Source organism: Bartonella sp. MM97QHHN, from assembly GCF_042194285.1.
Classification (GTDB): domain Bacteria; phylum Pseudomonadota; class Alphaproteobacteria; order Rhizobiales; family Rhizobiaceae; genus Bartonella.
In genome coordinates, this window is the sequence record NZ_JBHIMS010000113.1 from 180,959 (window position 1) to 200,342 (window position 19,384).

Annotated in this window: 18 protein-coding genes and 1 pseudogene; 7 read left to right on the forward strand and 12 right to left on the reverse strand. The window is 37.6% G+C overall.

The window, feature by feature from the left end; genetic code table 11:
- Positions 1-2: 2 nt before the first annotated feature.
- From purF to rpsF, 9 genes and pseudogenes are all read right to left on the reverse strand, one after another.
- Positions 3-1,496, reverse strand: a complete 1,494-nt coding sequence (gene purF, locus ACFIJW_RS10065) for an amidophosphoribosyltransferase (protein WP_375634138.1) — start codon at positions 1,494-1,496, stop codon at positions 3-5.
- An 82-nt stretch (positions 1,497-1,578) separates the two neighbouring features.
- Positions 1,579-2,154 (reverse strand): CvpA family protein, encoded by a 576-nt coding sequence (locus ACFIJW_RS10070; protein ID WP_375634135.1) that lies wholly within the window; start codon positions 2,152-2,154, stop codon positions 1,579-1,581.
- Between the two features lie 142 nt (positions 2,155-2,296).
- The gene (gene radA, locus ACFIJW_RS10075; protein WP_375634320.1) at positions 2,297-3,673 is read right to left on the reverse strand and encodes a DNA repair protein RadA; all 1,377 of its coding nucleotides are present in this window, start codon (positions 3,671-3,673) and stop codon (positions 2,297-2,299) included.
- A 6-nt stretch (positions 3,674-3,679) separates the two neighbouring features.
- Positions 3,680-4,624: pseudogene (locus ACFIJW_RS10080) on the reverse strand (DnaB-like helicase C-terminal domain-containing protein); the annotation flags it as partial.
- 603 nt (positions 4,625-5,227) lie between these two features.
- Positions 5,228-6,718 carry a replicative DNA helicase gene (locus ACFIJW_RS10085; RefSeq protein ID WP_375634322.1) on the reverse strand — a complete coding sequence of 497 codons (1,491 nt, stop codon included), beginning with the start codon at positions 6,716-6,718 and terminating at the stop codon, positions 5,228-5,230.
- Between the two features lie 594 nt (positions 6,719-7,312).
- Positions 7,313-7,909 (reverse strand): 50S ribosomal protein L9, encoded by a 597-nt coding sequence (gene rplI / locus ACFIJW_RS10090; protein WP_375634324.1) that lies wholly within the window; start codon positions 7,907-7,909, stop codon positions 7,313-7,315.
- A 25-nt stretch (positions 7,910-7,934) separates the two neighbouring features.
- Positions 7,935-8,915, reverse strand: coding sequence for a hypothetical protein (locus ACFIJW_RS10095; protein ID WP_375634326.1), 981 nt, complete (start codon positions 8,913-8,915; stop codon positions 7,935-7,937).
- 149 nt (positions 8,916-9,064) lie between these two features.
- Positions 9,065-9,313, reverse strand: coding sequence for a 30S ribosomal protein S18 (rpsR, locus tag ACFIJW_RS10100; protein ID WP_012754957.1), 249 nt, complete (start codon positions 9,311-9,313; stop codon positions 9,065-9,067).
- Positions 9,313-9,720, reverse strand: coding sequence for a 30S ribosomal protein S6 (gene rpsF, locus ACFIJW_RS10105; protein ID WP_375612935.1), 408 nt, complete (start codon positions 9,718-9,720; stop codon positions 9,313-9,315). The genes rpsR and rpsF overlap by 1 nt, the downstream gene beginning before the upstream one ends.
- 334 nt (positions 9,721-10,054) lie before the next feature.
- Here rpsF and ACFIJW_RS10110 point away from each other — a divergent pair, with 334 nt between their 5' ends.
- From ACFIJW_RS10110 to gmk, 7 genes are all read left to right on the forward strand, one after another.
- A complete protein-coding gene (locus ACFIJW_RS10110) occupies positions 10,055-10,642 on the forward strand; it encodes an undecaprenyl-diphosphatase (protein WP_375634327.1) in 588 nt (195 codons plus the stop codon).
- Positions 10,643-10,719: 77 nt separating this feature from the next.
- Positions 10,720-11,664 (forward strand): ACP S-malonyltransferase, encoded by a 945-nt coding sequence (fabD, locus tag ACFIJW_RS10115; protein ID WP_375612933.1) that lies wholly within the window; start codon positions 10,720-10,722, stop codon positions 11,662-11,664.
- 18 nt (positions 11,665-11,682) lie between these two features.
- Positions 11,683-12,420 carry a 3-oxoacyl-[acyl-carrier-protein] reductase gene (gene fabG, locus ACFIJW_RS10120; protein WP_375634329.1) on the forward strand — a complete coding sequence of 246 codons (738 nt, stop codon included), beginning with the start codon at positions 11,683-11,685 and terminating at the stop codon, positions 12,418-12,420.
- 260 nt (positions 12,421-12,680) lie between these two features.
- Entirely contained in the window at positions 12,681-12,917 is a 237-nt protein-coding gene (locus tag ACFIJW_RS10125) for an acyl carrier protein (protein WP_004860281.1), read from the forward strand.
- A 101-nt stretch (positions 12,918-13,018) separates the two neighbouring features.
- Positions 13,019-14,281 carry a beta-ketoacyl-ACP synthase II gene (fabF, locus tag ACFIJW_RS10130; RefSeq protein WP_375634331.1) on the forward strand — a complete coding sequence of 421 codons (1,263 nt, stop codon included), beginning with the start codon at positions 13,019-13,021 and terminating at the stop codon, positions 14,279-14,281.
- 96 nt (positions 14,282-14,377) lie between these two features.
- Positions 14,378-15,487: an endolytic transglycosylase MltG gene (mltG, locus tag ACFIJW_RS10135; protein ID WP_375634125.1), complete on the forward strand. Its 1,110-nt coding sequence runs from the start codon at positions 14,378-14,380 to the stop codon at positions 15,485-15,487.
- 306 nt (positions 15,488-15,793) lie between these two features.
- Positions 15,794-16,471 carry a guanylate kinase gene (gmk, locus tag ACFIJW_RS10140; RefSeq protein ID WP_375634333.1) on the forward strand — a complete coding sequence of 226 codons (678 nt, stop codon included), beginning with the start codon at positions 15,794-15,796 and terminating at the stop codon, positions 16,469-16,471.
- 29 nt (positions 16,472-16,500) lie between these two features.
- Here the strand turns inward: gmk and rsmA are convergent, their stop codons facing one another.
- Genes rsmA through ACFIJW_RS10155 form a run of 3 tightly spaced genes read right to left on the reverse strand, consistent with a single transcriptional unit; the run spans position 16,501 to position 19,291 of the window.
- Positions 16,501-17,331: a 16S rRNA (adenine(1518)-N(6)/adenine(1519)-N(6))-dimethyltransferase RsmA gene (rsmA, locus tag ACFIJW_RS10145; protein WP_375634121.1), complete on the reverse strand. Its 831-nt coding sequence runs from the start codon at positions 17,329-17,331 to the stop codon at positions 16,501-16,503.
- Positions 17,322-18,335, reverse strand: a complete 1,014-nt coding sequence (pdxA, locus tag ACFIJW_RS10150) for a 4-hydroxythreonine-4-phosphate dehydrogenase PdxA (protein ID WP_375634334.1) — start codon at positions 18,333-18,335, stop codon at positions 17,322-17,324. Before pdxA ends, rsmA begins: the two co-directional genes overlap by 10 nt.
- The gene (locus ACFIJW_RS10155) at positions 18,335-19,291 is read right to left on the reverse strand and encodes a SurA N-terminal domain-containing protein (protein ID WP_375634117.1); all 957 of its coding nucleotides are present in this window, start codon (positions 19,289-19,291) and stop codon (positions 18,335-18,337) included. Before ACFIJW_RS10155 ends, pdxA begins: the two co-directional genes overlap by 1 nt.
- Between the last annotated feature and the right edge of the window lie 93 nt (positions 19,292-19,384).

Below are 19,384 nucleotides of genomic sequence, written 5' to 3' on the forward strand. Positions count from 1 at the left end.
CATTAATCTCTTGTTTTAAGAACAGATGATTGATGAATTTTGGAGAGATTTTCTTGATCAACCAGATGCGTAGGATAATATCCAGTAAAATAATGGTCAGTAAATTGTGGATCGGCGTTATTCCGTTTTTCCCCTGCTACAGCAAGATATAACCCATCCGTTGAAAGAAATTCTAATGAATCTGCTCCAATAAAATCACACATAGATTTTAAATTTGGATATTGATTTGCTAAAAGGTTTTCAGCTTTAGGTGTATCAATACCATAAAAGTCAGGATAAAAAATCATAGGGCTAGAAATGCGCATATGAACTTCTTTTGCTCCTGCATCGCGAAGCATTCGTACAATTTTAAGGGATGTTGTTCCACGTACAATAGAGTCATCAACCAGAATAACACGTTTTCCTTCAATCACAGGACGGTTTGCCGAATGTTTTAACTTGACGCCAAAAGCGCGAATTTGTTGTGTTGGTTCGATAAAAGTGCGGCCAACATAGTGATTACGAATAATACCAAGCTCGAAGGGAATTCCAATTTTTTGTGCATAGCCAATTGCAGCAGGCGTTCCTCCATCAGGAACAGGAACCACAACATCACCCTCACAAGGGGCTTCCTGTGCTAAACGGCTTCCCATATTTTTGCGTATTGTATAAACACTACGCCCTCCAACGATTGAGTCTGGGCGGGCAAAATAAACATATTCAAACAAGCAAAGTTTTTCTGGTTTTGTATTTTCTGGTTTTATAATTTTTTTCGTAATTTCCCCATTTTTTTGTATTTCACATATGATGATTTCTCCATTTTTAACATCACGGACATATTTTGCTCCAATAATATCAAGAGCACAAGTTTCAGAACAAAAGATAGGCTTACCATCAAGTTCCCCCATCACGAGAGGTCTAATTCCTGTTGGATCGCGTGCCGCAATAAGTTTTGTACGTGTGAGCGCTAACATAGCATACCCACCTTCTACTTGCCGAATCGCATCAACAAAACGATCAGAGGACGATTCATAACGTGAGCGGGCAATAAGATGGAGAAAAACTTCTGAATCCGACGTTGATTGACAGATAGCACCAGAAGCGATGAGTTCACGGCGTAATGTGAGACCATTGGTAAGATTACCATTATGCGCAATAGCAATACCTCCAACTTTCAATTCAGCAAAAAGGGGTTGAACATTGCGTAATGCCACTTCTCCAGTTGTTGAATAACGGGTATGTCCAATAGCACGATTTCCTGGTAAGCGTGCAAGTGTTGCAGGGTTTGTATAGTGATCTCCAACAAGACCTAAATGCTTTTCTTGATGAAATATTTTATTATGGTAAGAAACAATCCCAGCTGCTTCTTGCCCACGATGCTGAAGTGCGTGGAGTCCAAGAGCTGTTAATGTTGCGGCATCTTCATGCCCAAGAATACCAAAAACTCCACATTCTTCATGAAGGGTATCATCATCTAATGAAAATTCTTGACAGAAAACATCGCTTTTTATCATCATATTCTTTCAGTTGTGATATGGAGGAATCATTAATATCACATTTTACATCATTTAGTTCTCTTTCCTCATGAAAAACTATTCTCTATTTTTTGAAAATTATCTTTTCATGAGAGTGTTGCTCATACGTATGTTTATTGCTGTCTTTAAACAAATTTTCCGTCTTTTCGAGAACAGATCCAATATCTTTTGGGAGTATTTCCCAAACTTTTTGTCCCAATGAATCTAAAATAGGCCTTGTTTTTGCATTTTTTAACCAATTCGCTTGAAGCTCGGGTTTAATCAGTGCATTAAGCAGTAACATACCGATGACCATGATAAGTAAACCACGAAGTGCTCCAAAAATAAAACCAATAGTACGGTCAAGGATACCAATTCGACTATCGATAATAAAATCAGAGATCTTCATTGTAATAATTGAAGTAATAATGAGAACAATAATAAAAATTGTGACCAATGTTGTGATCAATGCAATCATTTTATTAGAGAGATATTGTTCAAAGAAAGGTAAGACAGGTTTGAATAAAAACAGTGTCGTAACAGCTGCAACTGCCCAAGAAATCAACGATAACACTTCACGTGAAAATCCTCGAAGCATAGCAAGAAAAGCGGACAACAGGATGATTACTACGACAATTCCATCAAGGATTGTTATGATCATTTGTTTGTTCCTTATACATAAAGTTGTGTTCTTTTAAGTCTGTGTGCAAATATATTTTTTGTTATGCCATTTTTTGTTCTTATAGCAAGGATCTTTTGTATTTTATAGAGTTTTTTCTATATTATCATATCTGTGGTGCAGATCATTTTTTACTTACGGTAAGAGTAGCAACGAGTTCGGGAAGGTCGGAGAAAGTTTTTTGTTGAAAGTTGAGCGACTTCATCATTTCGGTTGTTGTTGTGGGGTGAAAGGCTCCTTGAAAGCCGAGTTTTTTTGCTTCATTGATGCGCTGTGCTGAATGTGCAACAGCGCGGGTAGCTCCTGAAAGACTAACTTCACCAAAATATACATAATCCGTTGGCAATGCGATATTGGCAAGAGAAGATACCAAAGCAGCGGCTACAGCTAAATCAGCAGCGGGTTCTGATATGCGATATCCACCTGCTACGTTCAGATAGACATCATGCTGTCCAAAACGAATGCCACAATGGGCTTCTAAAACGGCAAGAATCATAGAAAGGCGATTTCCATCCCATCCGACAACCGCACGTCTTGGTGTCCCAAGGGAAGAAGGAGCAACAAGCGCTTGAATTTCTACGAGTATCGGGCGAGTCCCTTCCATTCCTGCAAAAACAGCAGCGCCTGGTGCTTTTTCATTACGTTCCCCTAAAAATAATTCAGATGGATTTATCACTTCGCGTAATCCTTTATCAGACATTTCAAAGACACCAATTTCATCTGTTGGTCCGAAGCGATTTTTTACAGTTCTAAGAATGCGATAATGATGTCCTCCTTCACCCTCAAAATAGAGAACGCCATCAACCATATGTTCAACGACTCGAGGACCAGCAATTTGTCCATCTTTTGTAACATGCCCAACAAGAACAACGGCGGCTCCTGTTTTCTTGGCAAAGCGGATCATTGCCTGAGCACCGATACGTACTTGTGTGACAGTGCCAGGTGCTGAATCTGCTGTATCTGACCATAGGGTTTGAATCGAATCGATAATCACCATATCAAGGTTTTTATGTTCGCTTAAGGTTGCCAGAATATCTTCAACATTGGTTTCAGCAGCAAGTTTCACTTCTGTATTGTTAGCTTCAAGCCTTTGTGCGCGCAGACAAATTTGCGCAATAGCCTCTTCACCTGAAACATAGATGACATTATATCCTTTACGTGATAAAGTAGCGGCTGTTTGTGTCAGCAATGTTGATTTACCAATACCCGGATCACCTCCAACAAGGAGTGCTGATCCACGGACAAAGCCCCCACCGGTAACACGATCAAGTTCAGCAATACCAGAATGAATACGTGGAGCATCTTCGATATTTCCAGAAAGAGATGTGAGTGTGACAATGCGTCCTTTACGAGCATTCTGCTTAGGACCACTTCCTATGCCGCTATTTATAGTTTCTTCGATAAGAGAATTCCATTCCCCACAAGCGCTACATTTCCCTGCCCAACGAGAATGGATGGTTCCGCAATTTTGACAGATAAATTGAATACGATTACGCGCCATATCGATTTAACCAATTTGCTCTGGAAGATAATCATTATCTTCCAGGTCACTGAATCGTGTGAAAGAAGACTGAAAGGCAAGTGGCACGATTCCTGTCGGTCCATGACGTTGTTTTGCAACAATAACATCAGCTTTTCCAAAAACTTTGTCCATTGTCTCTATCCATTTCATATGTTCAAGGCTACCGAACTTTGGTTCTTCATTTTTGAGGTAATATTCTTCGCGATAGACAAACAGAACGATGTCGGCATCTTGCTCAATAGAACCAAATCCACCTAAATCTGAAAGTTTTGGGCGTTTATCTGTTCTGTTTTCAACTTGATGTGAAAGTTGTGAAAGAGCAATAATAGGGATATTTAATTCTTTTGCTAAAGCTTTTAATTCTGCAGTGATTTCTTGAATACGATATTCAGATGTGTATTTTAAATCACTTGTCGTGAGTTGGATATAATCAATAATTAAGACATCCAAACCATGTTTTTGCTTGAGACGCCGAGCACGGGCAGCCAGTTGTGAAACTGATATTCCTCCAGTTTGATCAATATAAAGGGGTGCCTTTTGGAGCTGATTTACCGTACGAATAATTTTTGAAAATTGTTCATCTGAAATATGACCACGTCGAATATCAGAAGAAGAGACTTCCGTTTGTTCAGAAATAATACGTGTTGCAAGCTGCTCTGAGGACATTTCAAGTGAGAAGAACCCTACAACGCCGCCTTCATTTTCTTGGATATTACCATTATGATTATAAGCATTGGCAATATTAAAGGCAATATTGGTAGCAAGTGAAGTTTTACCCATACCAGGGCGTCCCGCAAGGATAATTAAGTCGGATGGTTGTAATCCTCCCATTTTTTCATCAAGTGTTTGAATATGAGTCGCTATCCCTGATATTTGCGAAGAGCGCTTTTTTGCAGCACTTGCTATATCAACAACTCTTTTGATAGCTTCATCAAGACTGTCAAATCTACTATCGCAGTCTTCTTTTTTTTCTAGCATAATTATACACTTTCCTTTTGTTAGATATCAGTTTTTATGCAATTTTATATCAAGAATATTTTGCATGTTGTAGAATTTTCTCTGTGCTGTAGTATTTAAAACACTGCTTGTTTTTTATATTGCGGTAACTAGGGTAATTTTTCAGATAGATTAGAAAATATTTTTGTTAAAAGGTTAGAGGTTGTCCTATAAAGAGGAAAGTTTCTGATATTCTACATAATAGTCAGCCTTGCACAACAGCAGCAATTATTTTTGAATTTAAAAACAAGAAAATGAGTGTCTTGTGAGAAGGAGTTTTGTAAAAGAAGGAACAATATAGAAAGATTTAGATTAGCTATGGATTTTAATATATGTACCCCACTTACAACATTAAGAGATGTGTTATCATTTCATGCAAGAAGAATGTTATTAAATAGCAAATAACGGCGGCTAGAATCATTGAAAAATGATTCTTTGTAAGAAATTTCATTCTTGATAAGAACTACATTTTTTAATGAGAAGAATGGTTTCACAATTTTGACAGATAAATTGAATACGATTGCGCGTCATGTTGATTTAACCAATTTGCTCTGGAAGATAATTACTATCGGCCAGATCACTAAAGCGTGTGAAGTCAGATTGAAAGGCAAGGGGAACGATTCCTGTCGGACCATGGCGCTGTTTTGCAATAATAACATCAGCTTTTCCAAAAGCTTTGTCCATTATTTCTAGCCATTTTTGATGTTCCAAAGTGTTTAGTTTTGGTTCTTCATTTTTGAGATAATATTCTTCGCGATAGACAAACAGAACGATGTCGGCATCTTGCTCAATTGAACCAGATTCACGTAAATCTGAGAGCTGTGGACGTTTATCTGTTCTATTTTCTACTTGACGTGAAAGTTGAGAGAGAGCGATAATAGGAATATTCAATTCTTTCGCTAATGCTTTTAATCCTGTGGTAATTTCTGTGATCTCTTGAACACGATTTTCTGATGAACGCTTTGAACTGCTTGTCATGAGTTGGATATAGTCAATAAACAAGATATCTAAACCATGTTGCCGCTTGAGACGCCGCGCACGAGCAGCTAATTGCGTAATTGATATTCCACCAGTTTGATCAATATAAAGGGGTGCCTTTTGTAGTTGGTTCACCGCACGAATAATTTTTGAAAATTGTTCATCTGAAATATTACCACGCCGAATATCAGAAGAAGAGACTTCTGTTTGTTCAGAAATAATACGGGTTGCAAGCTGTTCGGATGACATCTCAAGTGAGAAGAATCCTACAATGCCGCCTTCATTTTCTTGGATATTGGCATTACGATTATAAGCATTAGCAATATTAAAGGCAATATTGGTAGCCAGTGAAGTTTTACCCATACCAGGGCGGCCCGCAAGGATAATTAAGTCAGATGCTTGTAATCCTCCCATTTTTTCATCAAGTGTTTTAATATGGGTGGCTATCCCTGATAATTGTGAAGAGCGCTTTTTCGCAGCACTTGCCATATCGATAGCTTTTTTAATAGCCTCATTAAAATTTTCAAATCCACCTCCATATTTCCCTTTTTCTGCTAGCTCAAATAACTGATTTTCAACAGTTTCAATTTGTTGGGTAGGCGTGAGTTCTACAGGAGCATCAAAGGCTGTATTGACAACTTGAGTTCCAAGGTTAATCAAAGACCGTCGGATAAAAAGATCGTAAATGACGCGTCCATAATCTTCAGCGTTAATAATAGTGACTGCCTCTGTGGCTAAGCGAACAACATATTGGTATACAGTAATATCTCCAATTTTTTCTTCCATTTGGATATAGGGCTTGATTGTAACTGGATCTACACGTTTTCCTGTTTTAATAAGATGAGATAAAACATGATAAATTTTTTGATGCAATGGTTCAAAAAAATGTTCTGGTTTTAGAAAATCTGAAACGCGGTCAAGAGAATCATTGTTTATAAAGATGGCACCAAGCAATGCCTGTTCAGCTTCAATATTATGCGGAAGTTGCTGAAAAGAAGGAGAATCCTCTTTCTTTGAAGAGCTGACATTAACAACGTTAGTTTCTTCCATAATATTTTTCCACTAAAATTCTAAGTCTAGCTACTTTAGGCGATAAATTGAAAATCGTATAATTAAAAGAATAGAGCGACAAATCTTCATTTTAAGTTAAAATTATATAATTTTTTGAAACTCTCTTTTCGTTCCTCATTTATCATTTGTGTATTATTTATATAACGTCTATCTATTTTATTTTATAATATGTGATTTTAAAGTGGAAGTTTTGCTACTCTAAATTTAAGTATTTTTAAGTTACTTAACCTTAAAATTCCAATATCTGTGTAAGTAGAATTATTTTTTTATAACTGAAATTATTTCAGATCATGTGAGGATATAATCAACTTAACGCTCATACAAACTTTAGCCTTAAGGGTAGAACTTTAAATTATTTTTGCTTTATATGCTGGAAAACAAAAGACATTTCCTCTTAGTGATATTATCATTCTCGGCATGTAATGCCTTTAAATAGTATATTTCTAATTCTTTCATAAAAATTAGGTTCTTTATGTACGATAGCCATAAAATACTCACTTTTAAAGTGTGAGTATTTTATGAGCGATATTTATAATGGAATAAAAAATATAAAACAGAAAGAAAAAATAGCAATTAAGCTTCTTGATGAGAACTGTTTATATCGTTGTCATTAATTTCTTCTGCCAATAATTCTTCCTGACTTTCTTCTAATAATTCTTCTTGAATATTATATATTTCTTTAGCCGAAGTGAGAGTTTCACCTTCTGCTTGGCGTTGTGCTTCACTGGTAGAACGCGCAACGTTAATAATCACAGAAATTTGAACATCTGGATGTAAACTAAGAGTGATAGTGTGAAGACCGATCATTTTTATTGGATGATTAAGTTCGATTTGATTTCTTCCAATAGAAAAGCCTTCATCTGTTATGATTTCAGCAATATCACGTGTTGACACAGAACCATAAAGTTGTCCCGTTTCACCAGCAGAACGAACAACAATGAATGATTGTCCATCAAGTTTTTCAGCAATTTTTTGCGCTTCGCTTTTGCGTTCAAGATTACGTGCTTCAAGTTGTGCACGTTGTACCTCAAAATGTTTTTTATTAGCTTCATTTGCCCGTAAAGCTTTACCTTGAGGCAAGAGAAAATTACGCGCATAACCATCTTTAACTGAGACAATATCACCCATCTGACCAAGACGAGGAATGCGCTCAAGTAAAATAATATCCATAGTTTTTCCTTTCGAACAAATAAATTTAGTGGAGTTTTTTGCGTGATTGAAAATTGTATTGAATAGCAGCCCAAATTCCCATCAAAAGTACCATGAAAACAATGGGTGGAGCAAAAACGACTGTAAAAATAGCAATATAAACAAGAGAAAGTATAATAATTCGACCGTTTACCCCTTTTGTAATATTGTGAAGATATGCTAGACCGCTAATTAATATGATGACAATGTATGCAGTACTAAAGACAAGGGTACTCAAGTTAAGAGAAGCGCTCAGCTCAACCATCGATGTTATGCAAACAATAATGAAAATAATAATTCCAGAAATTGGAAGGCGGAGAGTTTGGCTCCAATCATCACGGGGTCTTTTCAGCCATTTCATATGTTGTGCTGCTATAATGGAAAAGTAAAGGTTACCAATGAGAAAAACCAAACTATAAATAGTCAAAGAAAAAGCAGTAAAAGTTGCTGTATGCGTCATTAAAAGCTCACTAAAAGCGCGTATATAGGCTTCTTTTATTGACTGTGTTTGTTGTAGAGTTTGTGCTATGTTTTCGGTGATTTTTTTTGCAACGATGGGTGTGGAAGGACGTGTTTGAACATAGAGCCCAATGAAAGTTGCTATAAGAGCGATAAAATTAGTTAAATGAAAAATAACCGATGATAATGGATACCATATCAGTTCATTTTCTTTTTGCGCTGGTCGTGCAAGCCCAAGAAGCCAAGAAGCATAGACAGCAGGAAGGAAAAATAAGACCATAAAGCCAAGAGCAATATAGGTATTAGTGGTTATGATAAGAACAACAGTAGCACTTATGAGGGCGATGAGACTGGCTAATGTTCCTTGACCGAACGCAACAATAAAAATTGGTAATGAAAGAAAGCAGCCAAGAAGAAGAGAAAAAAAGGGCACGATATTTGCAACACTGATGATTGCCAACCCTATCACAACAGCAAATAATCCTGCTAAAATACCGGTTAATATCTCATAAGTACGATTTTTTTTCATTTATTGCTGTCCTGCTTTCTGCAGTTAGAGGCGTGTCAATACCCCAACTTTGACATTTAATAGCTTAACATAGGATACAACAAGCTATTTTTTAACCATATAAGAAAAGCAACTGGAGAAACTCTCCAGTTGCATAGCATATTGATTGCTTACTTTATAACGTACGGAAGTAAGCCTAAAAAGCGAGCACGTTTGATAGCATTAGCTAATTCGCGCTGTTTTTTCTGACTAACAGCAGTAATCCGTGAAGGAACAATTTTCCCACGTTCGGAAATATAACGTTGTAACAACTTGATGTCTTTATAATCAATTTTGGGAGCATTGGTCCCTGAAAAAGGACATGTTTTACGACGACGATGAAAGGGGCGACGTGCAGAGTTTTGATTAGTATCAGTCATCATTCTACCCCTTCTATAGTATTTTCACGTTGACGACGTGGAAAACGAGGACGCTCTTCATCATGTCCAATGTGACTATTGCGATCAAGGTGTGAGAGCATAGCAGATTTTTCTTTTTCGTGTTTTTCTACGCGAATGGTCATATAACGCAAAATATCTTCATTGATGCGCATCTGACGCTCCACTTCAGCAATTGCTGAAGCTGGTGCATCAATATTGACTAAGACATAATAAGCTTTACGGTTTTTACGAATACGGTAAGCAAGAGGACGAAGTCCCCAATTTTCTATACGCCCAACTTTTCCACCATGCGCTTCAATGACACCTTTGTAGAGACTCAAAAGTTCATCAACTTGCTGCGGAGCAATGTCTTGTCGGGCAAGGAACATATGTTCATAAAGAGCCATTGTTTTGCCTTTCTTCAATTAAATTTCACCGGTTTTAGCGCAAAGCCTCTGCGACTTGTCTTTTTTGGAAATCCAAAGAAGAAAGGACGCGTTTACAATTCGAGACATCTCAGAGCGGAGACACGGGAGGCCGGAAACATTGTATTTCCTACTGATATTTTACAGCCCTCCGTTCAACCTCCAGCTAAAGTGCCGGCAACGAATATTTCATATCTACAGGTTATCTTTTAAAATAGCAAGTTTATGCACATAAAAAATTGATTTGTTAAATCTTGATATATTTCCTTCTTCTACAAAAAGATAATACTGTAATATAAAGGCAAAGGAGGGAAAAATGGACTTTTTAAACCAGATTGATGTTACACTCTTTGAAATGTTTGTCGGCAATCATCAAGCTTGGTCGATTATAGTTTTGTTTAGTATTTTTTGTGCAAAGTTTTTAATTTATATTATTCCTCTCCATCTTTGTGCGTTGTGGTTTTGTAGTGGGGAGAGGGAACGGTGTGTTGTGCTAAGCATTTGCATGAGTATTTGTGCATCTCTTTTCATAGGTTATCTCATTTCTCTTTTTTATTTTCATCCTCGCCCATTCGTGGTAGGGCTGACGACACCGTTTATTCAACATCGTGCAACAGCTTCTTTTCCTAGTAATCATGCCTTGACCATTGCATCTTATGCAGCTAACTTTTATTTTTACCGATACAAAGTTACTTTTAAATTTGCCACCGTATTTTTGTGTTTGATCTGTTGGGCGCGCATCTTTGTGGGTGTACATTATCCCTTTGATATTTTAGCAGGTGCACTTTTAGGAAGTCTCATAAGTTTGGGTGTTATTCAGTTTATAGCACCCTATTTTCCTAAGTTTTTATATCAAATTCCGCCCTTAAAATATAATTTTAAGTGTGGTATTCGTTTTAAATAAAGGGCTTTATATTGATTTGTGCGGATGAATAAGGTCAAAAGAAAATAATTTAATTGTACAGTTTTAGGAGTTGATAAATGGGTGCAGCTTTTATTTTTCCAGGGCAGGGGAGTCAACTTGTTGGTATGGGGAAAGCGCTTGCAGAGCAATTTATTGTCGCAAGGATGGTTTTCGAGGAAGTTGATGATGCTTTGGGTGAGAAATTATCAAAGATCATTTTTGAAGGACCAGCAGATGTTTTAACGTTAACAGCAAATGCACAACCGGCATTAATGGCTGTATCTATGGCTGTCATTCGTGTGATGAAACAATTAGGGCTTCGTATAGAAGAAAAGGTAAGGTTTGTTGCTGGTCATTCTTTAGGCGAATATTCGGCTCTTTGTGCTGCTGGTACATTTACTCTCACAGATACGGCAAGACTTTTGCGTATTCGTGGCAATGCTATGCAGGCTGCTGTCGCGGTTGGTGAAGGTTCTATGGCTGCATTAATTGGTTTAGAAGAGCACATTGTGGAAGAAATTTGTGAAACTGTTTCTGGAGAAGGACTATGTCAGATTGCTAATGATAATGGTGGTGGGCAAATTGTTATTTCCGGTAAAGCAAAAGCAGTTGAGGCAGCGGTAGAGATTGCATCAACAAAAGGTGCAAAACGTGCACTTCTTCTTCCTGTTTCTGCACCTTTTCATTCATCTTTAATGCAACCTGCTGCTGATGCCATGAAGAAAGCACTTTTGACTGTTAACAAAATGTCCCCTATTGTTCCTTTGATTGCCAATGTTTCTGTTGCACCTGAGAGCAATCCAGAGCGTATTACTACTCTTCTTGTCCAACAAGTGACTGGGAGGGTGCGATGGCGTGAAACAATAGAATGGATCGCTGCTAATGGAGTTGATACGCTTTTTGAAGTTGGTTCTGGAAAAGTTTTAACAGGTTTAACGCGTCGTATTAACAAAGATATAAAGGGGGTAACCATTGGAACAGTTGATGAAATAGAATCAGCGCTAGGTATGCTTGGCGTTTAATCTATAAGGAGTTAAAAGATGTTTAGATTAACAGGACGTAAAGCTCTTGTAACGGGGGCTTCGGGAGGAATTGGTGAGGCAATTGCACGCTGCTTTCATGCACAAGGAGCCATTGTTGGACTTCATGGAACACGTGAAGAAAAGCTCAGAGAAGTGGCGGCAGAATTAGGGCAGAATGTTTTTGTATTTCCCGCTAATCTTTCTGAACGCCAATCGATTAAACAATTGGCTGAAGTTGCAGAAAGAGAAATGGATGGCGTCGATATTTTGGTTAACAATGCGGGAATCACTAGGGATGGTCTTTTTGTGCGTATGCAAGATAAAGACTGGGATGATGTTTTAGAAGTTAACCTAACAGCTGCTTCTCTTTTGACGCGTGAATTAATACATTCTATGATGCGCCGCCGTTATGGAAGAATTATTAACATTACATCTGTTGTTGGTGTAGTGGGAAATCCTGGACAAACGAATTATTGTGCTGCAAAAGCAGGCTTGATAGGTTTTTCTAAAGCATTGGCACAAGAAATTGCTTCGCGAAATATTACTGTCAATTGTATTGCTCCAGGATTTATTAAATCTGCAATGACAGACAAGCTTAATGAAAAGCAAAAAGAAGCCATTATGGCTGCGATTCCAATGAAGCGTATGGGAAGTGGGCAAGAAATAGCCACTGCTGCTGTTTATTTAGCAAGCGATGAAGCAGCCTATACGACAGGTCAAACACTCCATATCAATGGTGGAATGGCAATGATATGAGTATTTATTTTATTCCACATTGATTTATGAGTTGTATTATTTTAGATAGTAACGATTGAAATGGATAGATGCATCTATTTCTTTAATATGGTCGTTAATCAATTGATGTCGGAATGTCAGATTGGTTCATTTTGTAGGGGATATCCACAGGATATTTTAAATCATTACTAAAATCTTTTAAAGTAATGCATCTATTGCTTGATTAGATGAACCGATATAGTTAACCAAATTATAGGAAATATAAATTCGAGGATTTCAACATGAGTGATACAGTAGAGCGCGTTAAAAAAATTATCGTCGAACATCTTGGGGTTAATGCTGATAAAGTTGTAGAAAATGCAAGCTTTATCGATGATCTAGGGGCTGATAGCCTTGATACGGTTGAACTCGTTATGGCTTTTGAAGAAGAGTTTGGGGTAGAAATTCCAGATGAAGCTGCTGAAACGATTTTTACAGTTGGCGATGCAGTCAAGTTCATTGATAAAGCTTCTGCATGATTACTAAAGGGCAAAGGCATAAATTGCTTTTGCCTATATTCTTCGGAGCTCTTTTGAAAAGAGAGCTTTGAGAGGTGAAGTTTAGTTCAAGGTTAGAAGTTATGAGACGTGTTGTTGTTACTGGTTTAGGATTGGTATCTCCATTAGCTGGTAATATTGAATATAGTTGGAAACGACTTCTTGAAGGAAGAAGTGGTGTCCGACGTATCACTGAGTTTGATGTGTCAGATTTGCCATGCCAGATTGCTGCGCGTATCCCCTTAGGGGATGGAACAGAGGGGACCTATAATGCTGATTTGTATATGGAACCTAAGGAGCAACGTAAAGTTGATGCATTTATTGTTTATGCAATGGCTGCTGCTAACCAAGCGCTTGCAGATGCCGAATGGTTTCCTAAGAGTGATGAAGATCAGATTTGTACAGGTGTGTTAATTGGTTCGGGAATTGGGGGAGTTGAGGGTATTGTTGAAGCTGGTTATACGCTTCGTGATAAGGGCCCACGTCGTGTTTCTCCCTTTTTTATTCCAGGTCGTTTGATTAATCTTGCTTCTGGTTATGTGTCTATTCAATATGGTTTACGGGGGCCTAATCATTCTGTTGTAACTGCTTGTTCAACAGGGGCGCATGCGATTGGTGATGCGGCACGTTTGATTATGTTTGGTGATGCAGATGTCATGGTGGCAGGGGGGACTGAATCTCCGATAAATCGGATATCTCTTGCAGGTTTTGCAGCTTGTAGAGCTCTTTCTACTTGTCGCAATGATGATCCTGAACGGGCGTCACGTCCTTATGATACTGATCGTGATGGTTTTGTGATGGGGGAAGGAGCAGCTGTTGTTGTTTTAGAAGAGCTGGAACATGCCAAAAAACGAGGGGCGCATATTTATGCTGAGGTTATTGGTTATGGTTTATCTGGTGACGCTTACCACATTACAGCACCTTCAGAAAGTGGTGAAGGGGCTCAGCGTAGTATGATAGCTGCTCTTAAGCGTGCACAAGTGAATGTGAGTGAACTTGATTATATTAATGCTCATGGTACATCTACGATGGCTGATTCCATAGAGCTAGCGGCTGTTGAGCGTGTTTTAGGGAGTTATGCACCACAAGTTTCTATGTCATCAACGAAATCATCTATCGGGCATTTACTTGGTGCAGCCGGTGCTGCTGAGGCTATTTTTTCTATTTTAGCTATACGGGATAATATAGCCCCAGCGACACTTAATCTTGACAATCCATCGATTGAAACAAAAATCGATCTTGTACCACACAAACCGCGTGAACGAAAGATTGATACGATTCTTTCTAATTCTTTTGGATTTGGTGGGACAAATGCATCGTTGGTGATGCGACGTTTTAGGGGATAATAAGTATTTTTATTTAATTTCTGCTTTTGAGTTTCCTACTTTATTATAAGGTGAATGAGAGATTATAATATTATCCTTAATTGCTATTGAGGGGTTATGTCCGATGTGAAAAATGGAAAATCATTAAAGGACGTAAGTGATTCCTCTTCGAATCATTTAGCAGATAGTTATGACATGTTAATACATAAAAAACGAAAGAAATCATCTATCGTCCGTAATCCGTTGGTCATTCTCGGTCATTTTTTTCTTATGCTGATTGTGATTATTCTTTTTGCCATAAGTATTCCTCTTTATATTGGAAAAAGTATTTTTGAAGAAAAGGGAAAAATTGAGGAAGAACAAATTGTTCTTATCCATCCTGGTACCGGAATTCGTGAAATTGCTTCATTGCTAGAAAAACGTGGTTTCATTCGATCATCAGATATTTTTGTTTATGGGGTTGGTTATCACCAAAAAACAACGCATCTGAAGGCTGGTGAATATTTAATTCCAGCTCATGCTTCGATGCAGGATATTATGGATATTCTTGTGAAAGGAAAATCTATAGAGTATACATTTACAGTACCTGAAGGTTTAACGGTTCAGCAAGTTTTCGATCGATTAGCTGCGAATGAAATTTTGATTGGAGACCTTCCAAAAATTTTGCCTCCAGAAGGCTGTTTAATGACGGATACGGTTCGTTTTATTCGGGGGACAACGCGTAAAGAGATTGTAAATAGATTGCGTGAAGGACAGACAAAATTAATTCATGCTATATGGGCTACGCGTTCACCTGGTTTACCTATTAAATCAATTGATGAATTTGTTATATTAGCCTCAATTGTTGAGAAAGAAACGGGAATTGCAGCAGAAAGACCAATGGTTGCTGCGGTATTTTATAACCGCCTTACAAAGCATATGCGTCTTCAATCGGATCCAACAGTAATTTATGGTCTCTTCGGAGGAAAAGGAAAACCATCCGGTCGTGCGATTTATCGTTCAGATCTTGAGAAGGAAACACCATATAATACTTATAAAATTAATGGTTTGCCCCCAACGGCTATTGCAAATCCAGGTCGAGATTCTTTGAAAGCGGTGGCACATCCACCAAGCAGTGATGCACTTTATTTTGTTGCTGATGGTTCAGGAGGGCATGTTTTTTCTCGAACTTTAGAAGAACATAATATGAATGTTCGCAAGTGGCGAGAATTAAAGGCAAGACATTGAATTTATAGTGATAACACATCTTTTTGCATCGTAAATGAAAGTCTCAAATATAGTAAAATTTTTCTATTTAAACTTTTTATGAGAATGATAAAAAATTATTTTCTTGTCTGTCACAAGTGGGAAGTGGGATTAGCGTATGGATAAAAATATTTAAGAAAGAAGTGAATATACTGCTAATACCTTATCTCAAAAAAGAGCAGAATAACATTGAGAATTTCTAAGAAAACACATTGATTAGGGGATAGGTTGAGATAATGTATAATTCAAATTTTGGAGAAACATTTATGAACAAAGTAGAGTGATGTAATGACAGTCTTTGAAAGTAAATTGAGTACTATAAAAATGAATAAACGCCGCGGTTTTTTATTTATTCTCTCTTCGCCTTCAGGTGCTGGAAAATCAACAATTTCTCGATTACTTCTAAAAGAGGGACAATTAGAGCTTTCCGTAAGTATGACCACAAGGAAAAGGCGTCCTAGTGAAGTAGATGGGCTGCATTATAACTTTATTTCAAAGGAAGAGTTTGAATATAAGCGTGATAGAAATGAATTTATTGAATGGGCAGAAGTTCACGGAAATTATTACGGCACTTTACGTGAAACTGTTGAAAACGCATTGAATGCTGGCCATGATATGTTATTTGATATTGATTATCAAGGTACCGAGCAGCTACAAAAAAAGATGCTAGGAGATACTGTATCTGTTTTTATCCTTCCACCATCAATGAAAGAGCTTGTTTCGCGTTTACATCGTCGAGCAGAAGATAGTCAAGATATCATCAATTTGCGATTAGAAAATGCACGAACGGAGTTAAAGCATTGGCGTTCTTATGATTATGTTGTGATTAACGAAGATTTAGATCAGTCTTTATCTTTTATTAAATCAATTTATTTAGCTGAAACCGTAAAACGTGAGCGTTGTTCTTATCTTGGATCTTTTGTTGATGGGCTTATTGCTGAAAAAATCGATAAATGTTGTGATTAAAAAAGGTTTTATAACACAAAGTGCATTTTTTAGAGCACTAGATGCGCTAAAATTACAAATTCAGAAACCGAGAGCGTTTCAGCACGGCGCGTTCCGTCAATTCCAGCTTTTTCTAAGAGCACTTCACCTCCAAGTGTTTTGAGATTTTGACGAAGCATTTTTCGTCTTTGCCCAAAGGCGGTTTTTGTGACGAGGCTTAGTTTTTGTGCAGAGCAGGAAAGAGGTTGTGTTCGCGGAATAATATGAACAACGGAAGACGTTACTTTAGGTATTGGTATGAAGGCTTGAGGGGGGACATCAAAAGCAATTTTAGCAATGGTACGCCAGCCAGTTAAGACACTAAGACGTCCATAATGAGTAGATTGAGGTTTAGCTGTAATCCGTTTGGCAACTTCACGTTGAAACATCAATGTCATTGATTCATAAAAAGGAGGCCATGGTTCAGTTAAAAGCCAATTTAATAAGAGTTGTGTCCCAATATTATAGGGAAGATTTGCAATAATGCGAGGTTTTACTGGGCTTGTTTCAAAGAGTTTTGAGAAGTCTTGCTTCAGTGCATCATTACAAATAACTTTTAATTTTTTAGGATAGTGTTTTTCTATTTCTAAGAGAGCCGGTATGCAGCGCTCATCGCGTTCTATTGCTGTTACAATGGCACCCTTTGCTAGCAAGGCACGTGTGAGACCTCCAGGACCTGGACCAATTTCAAGAACAGGTTTTCCTTCTATATTGCCTGCTTGATGAGCAATTTTAGATGTTAAATTAAGATCAAAAAGAAAATTCTGCCCCAAAGATTTATGCGCTTGTAATCCGTATATATCAATGACCTCACGCAGAGGAGGGAGATTATCTATTGGCATGGGTTTAAATTATTTTTTGCAAGTTGATTTGCAAGTTTAAGAGCAGCAATAAAGCTTTCGGGAGAGGCTATCCCTTTATCAGCAATGTCAAAAGCAGTTCCGTGATCTGGAGACGTGCGAATAAAAGGTAGACCTAAAGTGACATTAACAGTGCTATCAAAATCTAATGTCTTAACAGGGATAAGGGCTTGATCATGATACATACAAATGGCAACGTCATATGCTTTTCTTGCGCATTCATGGAACATTGTGTCGGCAGGCAGTGGGCCTGCAATATTGAGTCCTTTCTTTTTAAGATATTCAATAGCAGGAGTGATAACTTCAATATCTTCTTTTCCCATTGCACCTCCTTCTCCAGCATGAGGATTAAGACCAGCAACAGCTAGTCGGGGTGACGTTATTTTAAACCTTGTTTTTAAGTCATATTCAGTAATAAGTACCGTTTGAATAATTAAATCACGGGTAAGCTGTGAAGGAACATTTTTAAATGGAATATGAACAGTTATTGGTACTGTTTTTAATCGGGGTCCTGCTAACATCATAACTGGATGATAACATTTATGAAAAGCTTTATGGGCTAAATCGGCTAAAAATTCTGTATGACCTGGAAATTGAAAACCGGCATCATAAAGACTCTTTTTTGCAATAGGACAAGTGATAAGTGCACATGCATGGCCATTTTGAATCAATTGAACACAGCGTTTAATTGCTTCAATAATTCCAGCGGCATTATTCGATGAAGGTATACCTAATTGATCACTTTGTTTGTTTTTTAACGGTATGATAGGAAGAGCGTTTTGAAAATTTTTTGCAGGATTATTGATTAAAACAGATTGCACCTCAACATCAATCTGTAAAAAACGAGCGCGCGAACGAATAACATCTGGATCAGCAAGAAGTACAAAACGTGGAATTTGGCGCGTAACACGCAAATTCCACGCTTTTAGTACTATTTCAGGACCAATTCCGGCAGGATCACCACCGCTAACAATAAGAGCAGCCATTATGAATTTTGAATGCGTGCCACTCGCCGCAGTTCTCCTAAATATTTTTCGCTTAATTCTTCAAGTTTTTGCGGGCTTCTTTTTTTACTATCTTGAAGAGAAAATATCAGTCGAGCGACATAATCATCAGAAACTCTTTTTATTTTGCAGACAGCAATTGCTTCGATTCCATCAGATGTTTCTTGTAATTTTGTCATTTTTCCAGCAGGCGTTTCAAGAATAGCTTGTTCCCATGCATTAGGAAGTTGTGGCTCCAGAAACTTTCCTAAGTGGCGGATAGTAACGTCTAAAATACCTCTTGCTTGATTGTGAGCATTGGCACATCCACGGAAATGTGCGCGAAAATTACTTGCTTCTCTTTGACGTCTTTCAAAGATTTCTGAACGACGATGTGCAGGAATGACAAAAACAATTCGCTGTAATGTATATTCGTTGGTTGAAGGTTTTACACCACCATTTTTTAATATTCTGCGTACAGCTTCTTGTTCGCTAATCATACCAGTTTCAGCTTGATAGCGTGCACTAACAAGACGCCCCCATCCTATTTGTCCACGGATGTAATCTTTAAAGTGTTGCACAGTGATCTCAGTTTGGATCAGAATCTGGTTGAGCTGATCAATCGTCATATTATTTTGTGTCGCAAAATTCTCAAAAGCTCTATCAACTTCATCATTGCTTACTTCAATATTACGACGTTTTATTTCAATATTTTTTAGCTTTTCGTCAATAAGCTCTTTTTTAGCCTGTGCCACCAAATTGCTTTGCTTTTGTTGTAACCTGAGAAAAGCAAGGCGTCTTTGTATATCATAATTTGTGATGGGGTTGCCATTAACTGTAACAACAATAGAAGTCTGCGCAAAGACTGTCGGAATCAAAAATCCATTTATTAGCAGGCTACTTACGCTCAAAGATGCAATATAAAATAAAGCAAGAAAACGCTTTTTCAATTTATTCATGTAAATAGGCTTTCGCATTGTTTATTAATTCTCATCAACAACTTAAAATACACGCTTTCTTTTATAAAAACAATGATAAGTTAAATGACTGAT

What these genes read in the sequence shown, in the direction of transcription:
- purF (WP_375634138.1), bottom strand. Translation starts at nt 1,496, where the DNA reads ATGATGATAAAAAGCGATGTTTTCTGTCAAGAATTTTCATTAGATGAT.
- ACFIJW_RS10070 (WP_375634135.1), bottom strand. Translation starts at nt 2,154, where the DNA reads ATGATCATAACAATCCTTGATGGAATTGTCGTAGTAATCATCCTGTTG.
- radA (WP_375634320.1), bottom strand. Translation starts at nt 3,673, where the DNA reads ATGGCGCGTAATCGTATTCAATTTATCTGTCAAAATTGCGGAACCATC.
- ACFIJW_RS10085 (WP_375634322.1), bottom strand. Translation starts at nt 6,718, where the DNA reads ATGGAAGAAACTAACGTTGTTAATGTCAGCTCTTCAAAGAAAGAGGAT.
- rplI (WP_375634324.1), bottom strand. Translation starts at nt 7,909, where the DNA reads ATGGATATTATTTTACTTGAGCGCATTCCTCGTCTTGGTCAGATGGGT.
- ACFIJW_RS10095 (WP_375634326.1), bottom strand. Translation starts at nt 8,915, where the DNA reads ATGAAAAAAAATCGTACTTATGAGATATTAACCGGTATTTTAGCAGGA.
- rpsR (WP_012754957.1), bottom strand. Translation starts at nt 9,313, where the DNA reads ATGACTGATACTAATCAAAACTCTGCACGTCGCCCCTTTCATCGTCGT.
- rpsF (WP_375612935.1), bottom strand. Translation starts at nt 9,720, where the DNA reads ATGGCTCTTTATGAACATATGTTCCTTGCCCGACAAGACATTGCTCCG.
- ACFIJW_RS10110 (WP_375634327.1), top strand. Translation starts at nt 10,055, where the DNA reads ATGGACTTTTTAAACCAGATTGATGTTACACTCTTTGAAATGTTTGTC.
- fabD (WP_375612933.1), top strand. Translation starts at nt 10,720, where the DNA reads ATGGGTGCAGCTTTTATTTTTCCAGGGCAGGGGAGTCAACTTGTTGGT.
- fabG (WP_375634329.1), top strand. Translation starts at nt 11,683, where the DNA reads ATGTTTAGATTAACAGGACGTAAAGCTCTTGTAACGGGGGCTTCGGGA.
- ACFIJW_RS10125 (WP_004860281.1), top strand. Translation starts at nt 12,681, where the DNA reads ATGAGTGATACAGTAGAGCGCGTTAAAAAAATTATCGTCGAACATCTT.
- fabF (WP_375634331.1), top strand. Translation starts at nt 13,019, where the DNA reads ATGAGACGTGTTGTTGTTACTGGTTTAGGATTGGTATCTCCATTAGCT.
- mltG (WP_375634125.1), top strand. Translation starts at nt 14,378, where the DNA reads ATGTCCGATGTGAAAAATGGAAAATCATTAAAGGACGTAAGTGATTCC.
- gmk (WP_375634333.1), top strand. Translation starts at nt 15,794, where the DNA reads ATGACAGTCTTTGAAAGTAAATTGAGTACTATAAAAATGAATAAACGC.
- rsmA (WP_375634121.1), bottom strand. Translation starts at nt 17,331, where the DNA reads ATGCCAATAGATAATCTCCCTCCTCTGCGTGAGGTCATTGATATATAC.
- pdxA (WP_375634334.1), bottom strand. Translation starts at nt 18,335, where the DNA reads ATGGCTGCTCTTATTGTTAGCGGTGGTGATCCTGCCGGAATTGGTCCT.
- ACFIJW_RS10155 (WP_375634117.1), bottom strand. Translation starts at nt 19,291, where the DNA reads ATGAATAAATTGAAAAAGCGTTTTCTTGCTTTATTTTATATTGCATCT.